This window comes from Streptomyces sp. NPDC057743, assembly GCF_042798755.1.
Taxonomy (GTDB): domain Bacteria; phylum Actinomycetota; class Actinomycetes; order Streptomycetales; family Streptomycetaceae; genus Streptomyces.
In genome coordinates, this window is record NZ_JBHVJX010000084.1 from 1 (window position 1) to 7,711 (window position 7,711).

Consider the following 7,711-nt stretch of genomic DNA (forward strand, 5'->3'; position numbering starts at 1 on the left):
CACGAAAGCCTTCGTCGACGCGGTTCGCACCGCGTCGGCCAGGCTGGGGGCGAGGGTGGCCAGGAGCTCAACAGCCTCGGTGACGTAGCGGTAGGTCGTGGTGATTCCGACGCCGAACCCGGCTGCGAGCTGGGCGTATGTGTGGCCCACTCGCAGGTGTGCGAGCGTGAGCAGAGACTGGCGGCTGGCTCTGAGACGCCGCCAGCGTGAGCCGATTTCGCGGCGGTGCTGCCGTAGCTGCTGGGTGAGGAAGCACAGGGCAGAGCTGGACACGTCGACGCCCGATGGGTAGACAAGCACGTGAAGCCTCTGGTGGAGAGGGTTCTCTTGGTCGAAAACCCATCTACCAGGGGCTTCACCACGTTGTCAGCCCAACTGTCAGGCTGCAGCCGCAGGTTGGAAAAGGCTCAGTTTTTCTCGATCAGTTTCCAGTTCACCGCGGTCCGCGGATCGGTGGGGAACAGCGTGTCGATGTGCTGGTAGCAGACCGTGGGGTCAGGGCGGTGAAAGGTCAGATTGTGTGCCACGAACGCTGAAGGTGGCGTCGATGTAGCAGCTTCTGGAAGCGGTGCTGTGCAGGAGATGGAGGTAGGTCCTCCGGGGTCGCCCTGCAGGGGGAGGCCCCAAACCACCGCAGGCTGCGCCGGTTAAGACGTCATCTCATTTGGCTGTAAGCTGTTGGATCGTGGTGGGGATTGTTGAGCGGCTGGTGCCGGATGAGTTGTGGGAGTTGTTCCAGCGGGTGGTGCCGGAGGTGCCGGTGCGGCCGCAGGGTGGTGGGCGCCGTCGGCATGGTGACCGTGAGGTGCTGGCCGCGATCGTGTTCGTGGCCACGTCCGGTTGCACGTGGCAGCAGTTGCCGGCGGTCTCGTTCGGGCCGTCGGGAGCTACGGCTCACCGGCGGTTTGCCGAGTGGACGAAAGCCCGGGTATGGGCGAAGCTCCACCGGCTGGTCTTGGACGAGCTGGGTGCTCGCGGCGAACTCGACTGGTCGCGCTGTGCGGTGGACTCGGTGAACATGCGGGCGATGAAAAGGGGGCTTTGACCGGACCGAACCCCGTCGACCGGGGCAAGTACGGCTCGAAGATCCACCTGCTCACCGAACGCACCGGCCTGCCCCTGTCCATCGGGATTTCCGGCGCGAACCTGCACGACAGTCAGGCCCTCGAACCCCTCGTCAGGGGCATACCGCCCCTCCGCTCCCGGCGCGGTCCCCGCCGGCGCAGGCCCGCCAAACTCCACGCGGACAAGGCCTATGACAACGCTCACCTGCGGCAATGGCTCCGCGGCCGCCACATCACACCCCGCATCGCACGCAAAGGCATCGAGAACTCTCAGCGCCTGGGGTGCCACCGCTGGACCATCGAACGCACCGTGTCCTGGCTCGCCGGATGCCGCCGGCTCCACCGCCGCTACGAACGCAAAGCCGAACACTTCCTTGCCTTCACGGGCATCGCCGCGACACTCATCTGCTACCGCCGACTCACCAAATGAGATGACGTCTAAATGCCGGTCGTGGTGAGCGCTGCGGCAAAAGGCGCGGCATTGATCGCGTCAGGTGTGGGTCAGGAAGGCGAGCGTGAGCGAACCGCTGATGACGTGTCGTAACTTTCTTCAATGGCGTCGAAACCGGGGCATGATCTGGGCTCCGGGACAAGTCCGGGGGGAGCCTGCTGACTGCCCGGATGGCGTCCGGCATGGAGGCGGCGCGAGCCTGGTCCGGGCTCTTGCACGGAACGTGGGAACCTGTCGCCCCGATACTGCTGCCGCCTCTCTGGGGTGGTGGCGAGAGGGAGCGCCTCAAGCGGACAAGACCGTGAGGGGCCGAGTACCGATGCGGGGCACGGGGGCGGACCGTCCCGTAGTAGTGATGAAGCCCGGTAATGCGGGCGGAGCGAAGGGGACGGATCGTCCGGGTCTGTTTGGCGGTCAACCGGAGTGCCCGGGATGAGCCGGACGAGCGGACCGAAGTCGTTCGAGATCTCGAAACACCTGGTGTTCGAGGCGTACTTGAGGGTCAAGGCCAACAAGGGCGCGGCGGGTGTCGACGGCGAGTCGATCGAGCAGTTCGAGGTGAACCTGAAGGCCAACCTCTACAAGCTGTGGAATCGCCTCTCGTCGGGCTGTTATTTCCCTCCGCCGGTACGGATGGTGGAGATCGACAAGCCGGGAGGGCGCGGGGTCAGGATCCTCGGCGTGCCCACGGTCGCGGACAGAATCGCGCAGACGGTGGTGGCCATGGTGCTGGAGCCGCTGGTGGAGCCTGTGTTCCACCCGGACTCCTATGGTTACCGGCCCCGCCGCAGTGCGCTGGACGCGGTCGCGGCGTGCCGGGAGAGGTGCTGGAAGACGGACTGGGTGATCGATCTCGACATCCGGGGCTTCTTCGACAACCTCGATCACGATCTCGTCCTCAAGGCGGTCGCGCACCACACCGACCTGCGGTGGGTCCGGCTGTATGTGGAGCGATGGCTCAAGGCCCCACTCCAGAGGCCGGACGGCAGCCTGCAGGCCCGGGACCGCGGCAGCCCCCAGGGCTCGGCGGTATCACCCGTGTTGTCCAACCTCTTCATGCACTACGCGTTCGACCTCTGGATGGCCCGGGAGCACCCCGGTGTCTGGTTCGAGCGGTACTGCGATGACGTGGTGGTCCACTGCCGGAACGAGGTTCAGGCGCATCGGGTGCGTGAGGCCATCGCCGGGCGGCTGACCGAGTGCGGGGGTCTGGAGTTGCATCCCCAGAAGACCCGCATTGTGTATTGCCGGGACAGGAACAGGCGTGGCTCGGCCGAGCACACCTCGTTCACGTTCCTGGGGTACGGGTTTCGCGTGCGGAAACTCCGGACGAAGCGCGGGGACTTCTTCTTCGGCTTCAGTCCGGCCGTCAGCGACGAAGCCGCCAAGCAGATCCGGATGCAGATCCGCCGGTGGCGGCTGCACTTGCACAGTGAGACGACCCTGGAGGAGCTCGCCCGGGAGATCAACCCGGTCGTGCGGGGCTGGATCAACTGCTTCGGGCGGTTCCACCCGTCCGCGTTGCTCTCCACCCTCAACCGCATCAACGACTATCTGGTGCGGTGGCTCGTCCGCAAGTACAAGCGGTTCAAACGGAAGCGAGCGAGAGCGCGAGAGGCCCTGAACCGTCACGCCAGACGGTTTCCCGGCCTCTTCGCCCACTGGAGACTCGTCAAGCCGTAACCGTGAATGACTGGACGGTGGGAGCCGTGTAAGCCGAGAGGTTTACACACGGTTCTGAGAGCGGCGGCGGGTGAAACTCCCGCCGCCGACTCACCCTGGAAGTTCCGGATCCTGGGGAGCAGTCTCGGCGACGGTCGAACTCGGGTTCTGGATCACTTTCCGTGCTGGGCTGACGGACGGTCACTGACCGGGCCGGCTGGACGTCCGGGTCATGCGGCAAGGAGTACGCGCTTGCGTAGGAGGTCCAAGCCCGCACGGCCGAACATCTGCCGCTTAAGCATCTTGATCCGGTTCACCTGCCCCTCCACCGCGCCCGAGCTGAACGGCAGGCTCAACCCCGCCACCACCGCCCCGAGATCAGAACCGATCCCGTTCACGAACGACACCAACGACTTGCGATCACTTTCGGCACTCCCCGGCCCGACTCGCACCGCGTACGTGATGATCAACGGCCGTGAGCTGCATGGATGTTGAGGAGATCCTGTTCCCCGATCTGGATGGCTTGGAGATAGCGAACATCGAGGTCGGCGATGACATTGTGACGGTTGCGGCCCGGGCGTGTGCGCGGGACGTGGTCTGCCCGGCGTGCGGCGAAAGATCGGGCCGCGTCCATAGTCGGTACGAGCGCCGGCTGGCGGACTCTGCAGTCGGTGGGCGCCGGGCAGTCGTGAAGCTGCAGGTCCGACGCTTCCGCTGCCCGGCTGTGTCGTGTTCCCGCACGACGTTCGTCGAGCAGGTCGCAGGACTCACCTTCCGCTACGGCCGTCGGAGCCTACGACTGCACGTGATTTTGCAGGCGGTGGCACTGATGCTGGCCGGGCGCGCCGGCGCTCGGCTGGTCGACGTGCTCAGCTCCAAGGTCAGTCGCTCGACCCTGCTGCGGCTGATCCGCGCGATGCCCGACCCGGTGACAACGACGCCTCGGGTGCTCGGAGTCGACGACTTCGCCCTGCTCAAGGGCCACGTCTACGGCACTGTCCTGATCAACGTTGAGACCCACCGGCCCGTTGACCTGCTGCCCGACCGCGAGTCCGCCACCCTGGCCCGCTGGCTCACCGACCACCCCGGAGTCGAGGTCATCTGCCGCGACCGTGCCGCCGGCTATGCCGAAGGCGCCCGCCTCGGCGCACCGGACGCGGTCCAGATCGCGGACCGCTGGCACCTGTTCCACAACCTCACCGAGGCCGTGGAACGCTGCGTCACCCGGCACTCCACCCAGCTGCGCGAACCCGCTCCGGTTCCCACCACCGAGGAGTCCGCGGTGGCGCTCGCCGAACTGGAGACGATCACCGCGGCGGCAAAGGCGAACCGGGCCGCCCACCATTGCGCCGACCGCACCCGCGAGCGCCACCGAGCCGTGCATGACCTGCTTGCCCAGGGCATGCCTCAGCGGGAGATCGGCCGCCAGCTGGGCCTGGCCCGCAACACCGTGCGCAGGTTCGCCCGCGCCGCCACCGCCGAGCAACTCTCAACGGGCAAGTGGCAGGGCCGCGCCAGCGTCCTAGACGACTACAAGCCCCACCTGCACCAGCGGTGGCAGGAGGGCTGCACCACCGCGAAGACACTCTTCGACGAGATCAAGGCCGCCGGCTACACGGGCGGGTTGACGGTCCTGCGCGACTACCTGCGTCCCTTGCGATCCGGCACCCAGCCGCAGGACCGCTCCACCCGGCCACCCTCGGTTCGCGAGGTGACCAGCTGGATCACCCGCCACCCCGACAGCCTCACTCCGGACGAGGCCCTCAAGCTCAAGGGCATCCTCGCCCGCTGCCCGCAGCTGGACACCACCGCCGACCACGTCCGGACCTTCGCCGAGATGATGACTGCCCGCACCGGACGTACCCAGCTGGCCGGCTGGATCGACCAGGTGAAGGCCACCGGCCTGCCCGAGTTGGTGTCGTTCGTGAACGGGATCGGTTCTGATCTCGGGGCGGTGGTGGCGGGGTTGAGCCTGCCGTTCAGCTCGGGCGCGGTGGAGGGGCAGGTGAACCGGATCAAGATGCTTAAGCGGCAGATGTTCGGCCGTGCGGGCTTGGACCTCCTACGCAAGCGCGTACTCCTTGCCGCATGACCCGGACGTCCAGCCGGCCCGGTCAGTGACCGTCCGTCAGCCCAGCACGGAAAGTGATCCAGAACCACCGTTCACCCGTCGCCGACAAGCAGGTCGATTCCCAGCAAATGTGCCAGACCGAAGACCGGAAAACTCTGCCCTTGTGTATCCGCGTGCACTGTATCCGGCTGCGCGCTGGATTCGTTGGCGAGCAGGGAGTCGATCAGGTATACCGCTCCGCAGGGTATGAATCTGGAGAAAAGGGTGATGTAGGCGTCGGCGACGAGGTAGTGGGCTATTCCGCCGAATCCTCCGTAGCGGATGGAGGTCTCGGCGAGGAGGTTGTCGATAACGGTGTCCATCATCGTGCCGTCCACCGCCGCCACCGACCCGTCACCCCACGCGGCGACGAGGTCCAGGAGCATGTAAGTGTCGATGACGTCCGCCCCAGCGCGGCCGAGGCGGCGGGTGGTGACATGCCGCTGGGCGATGGCACCGAGCTCATGGGCAGTGACGCTACCGCGCATGTGGCGGGCGGCCTGGGCAGGGCCGAGGTTACAGCCGTAGGTGAACGCGGTGATCACATAACGGGACAGCGGATCCTTCAGCTTCGGGTCGGAGCCGGAGAGCGGGCCGAAACGGGGCCACCAGCCGGTCCAGTGCGCAGCCCTCGCCAGGTGCTCCAATACGGGCCTGGCGGGCAGACGCCGTTCGAGCTCCGTATCCAGGGCTTGGGCGGAGGCAGCGCGTTCGATGCCACGGCGGGCCTTGAGAGAGGGCACTCCGGTGACAGGGTCGATGACCAGGTCCTGATTATCCGGATACCTTGCGTCCACCGCCGCGGCGGTCTCGGTGAGTTGTGTTCTCAGGCGTGCCACGAAGTCCTGGGCGGTGGCGGGCAGTCCGGCCTGCTCACAGAACTCGGGCAGCATCGGCAGGCATTCACTCCCCCAGCCCAGGAGCATCCTGGTCCAGTCGCCGTACTCCTCACAGGCCGCCACGGCGATGTCCCCGCACCGCAGCTCCTCGACCAGGTAGGTGAACACCATCGTCTCGAAGTGCCGGCGCGCCAGCATCCCCGGCTCATCCTTGGCATAGACGGTCTTGAGCCAGTTCTTCGACGCGAATGACAGGTCCAGCGGCTGTGGTGTCTGGGCCTCGTTCTTCCGGCCGTCGTCGTGCCCGCCGGTCTGCGCCGCGGTGGGGGACGGGTGCGGGGTGTCGGGGATCAGCGGGCGGGCGAGGTGCTGGTGCGCGAGCGCGTGCTCCAGCGCGTCCAGCACCGAGCGGTCCTCGGAGGTGGCCACGAGGGTGAGGTGGCGGGCGAGCTTGAACATGGTCGGCCGGTCCGGGCGGAAGAACCGTTCCACCAGCGGCGTGAAGTTGTTCCCGTGGTGCGCCGAGAGGGCCTCGATCTCGGGCAGCTGGGCCTCGAACCCGCCGGCTCGTTCGATCACTTCCCGCGCCTGCTTGAGCGCCAGCACATCATCGAACGTGCCCTCCGAGCCCTTCCCGTCTTCCCCGGCCAGGTCCCTGAGCGCGGCGAGCACGTCACGGTAGGCGATCAGCAGTTGCTCAGTGACCTCTTTCTGCCGCCGCTCGATCTCCGCCAGGGTCTCCTCGGCGCGCTTGAGGTGGCGGGGCCATGCGCTTGCACAGCATCGCCACGAACTCATCCCGTGCCTTCGTATGGATCTCCGCCACAAGACACGCCAGCATCGCCGTCCGCCTCGGCTCGGCAATGTCCTTCACTTCGCCTACGATCAGGACCCGGACCTGCGCGGCCAGCGAGGCAACCTTCGCCGCCGCCACACCCTCCACCCATCCGCCGCTGTCACCGAGTCCGTCGAGCCGCTCCAAGCGCTCGGCATGGGCGCGGAACTTCGACCAGGTCGCCCGACGGCCCGGTTCCTTCAGCCAGTCAAATTTACTGCGGCATTCGCCGTCTGCCACGTGAAGCAGACCGGCGACCCGCTCCCGGGCGGCTTCGCTCATCCGGGCCACGACCGCCGCGCAGATCTCCCCCTCCACCCGAGTCCGGATGGAAGCCGCCATCCGGTCCAGCGTGGAAAACCCCGGCAGCTCCAGCCCGGCACGGACGATCTCCTCCAGCGCCACATTCACCAGATCCGCCGTATGAGCCTTCACCGGCGCCGCCGCTACCATCGCCTCCTCGGCCACCGCACGTGTCCGCTCAGGATCACCTACCAGACCGATACGCTCACGTATCCACATGCGGTGGTGCTCGCCGTTCGCGAGGACGCCACTTCCAGCGCCACCTCATCCGGCAGCCCCATGCAGGCCCGGATATGTGCCACCACAGCATGCGGCACCGTTTCCAGTGCCGGGAAATAGCCCAGCCGGGCGCCAGGGCTGATTCATAGTCCGGTAGTGAGGGTGTCTTCGCAGGTCACGGGAGTTTCAGCAGGTCGAGTGGGCGTGTGATCGGCTCGTAAGAGACGT

7 protein-coding genes are annotated in these 7,711 nt (G+C 66.8%); 3 read left to right on the top strand and 4 right to left on the bottom strand.

Translation table 11 applies throughout. The features are described from left to right. A partial coding sequence (locus ACFVFQ_RS38040) for a transposase family protein (protein ID WP_383425243.1) occupies positions 1 to 300 on the bottom strand: 300 nt, incomplete at its 3' end. A 394-nt stretch (positions 301 to 694) separates the two neighbouring features. Between ACFVFQ_RS38040 and ACFVFQ_RS38045 the strand changes: the two genes are divergently transcribed. Further along, positions 695 to 1,494, top strand: a protein-coding gene (locus tag ACFVFQ_RS38045; RefSeq protein WP_383425253.1) for an IS5 family transposase whose coding sequence is annotated in 2 segments (ribosomal slippage) — positions 695 to 1,040 and positions 1,040 to 1,494 — 801 coding nt in all. Because the reading frame shifts where the segments join, the coding sequence is not laid out codon by codon here. 453 nt (positions 1,495 to 1,947) lie between these two features. Beyond that, the gene (ltrA, locus tag ACFVFQ_RS38050; protein WP_383425245.1) at positions 1,948 to 3,198 is read left to right on the top strand and encodes a group II intron reverse transcriptase/maturase; all 1,251 of its coding nucleotides are present in this window, start codon (positions 1,948 to 1,950) and stop codon (positions 3,196 to 3,198) included. A gap of 209 nt (positions 3,199 to 3,407) precedes the next feature. Here the strand turns inward: ltrA and ACFVFQ_RS38055 are convergent, their stop codons facing one another. After that, the gene (locus tag ACFVFQ_RS38055) at positions 3,408 to 3,647 is read right to left on the bottom strand and encodes a hypothetical protein (RefSeq protein WP_383425257.1); all 240 of its coding nucleotides are present in this window, start codon (positions 3,645 to 3,647) and stop codon (positions 3,408 to 3,410) included. A 14-nt stretch (positions 3,648 to 3,661) separates the two neighbouring features. On the opposite strand from ACFVFQ_RS38055, the gene ACFVFQ_RS38060 reads away from it, so the two are divergent. Continuing rightward, complete coding sequence (locus ACFVFQ_RS38060) at positions 3,662 to 5,269, top strand: ISL3 family transposase (protein WP_383425255.1); 1,608 nt, start codon at positions 3,662 to 3,664, stop codon at positions 5,267 to 5,269. Between the two features lie 71 nt (positions 5,270 to 5,340). On the opposite strand, the gene ACFVFQ_RS38065 is transcribed toward ACFVFQ_RS38060, so the two are convergent. Both ACFVFQ_RS38065 and ACFVFQ_RS38070 read right to left on the bottom strand, forming a co-directional pair. Then, positions 5,341 to 6,924, bottom strand: coding sequence for a Tn3 family transposase (locus ACFVFQ_RS38065; protein WP_383425249.1), 1,584 nt, complete (start codon positions 6,922 to 6,924; stop codon positions 5,341 to 5,343). After that, positions 6,824 to 7,483, bottom strand: a complete 660-nt coding sequence (locus tag ACFVFQ_RS38070; RefSeq protein ID WP_383425251.1) for a hypothetical protein — start codon at positions 7,481 to 7,483, stop codon at positions 6,824 to 6,826. The genes ACFVFQ_RS38065 and ACFVFQ_RS38070 overlap by 101 nt, the downstream gene beginning before the upstream one ends. Positions 7,484 to 7,711: the final 228 nt, after the last annotated feature.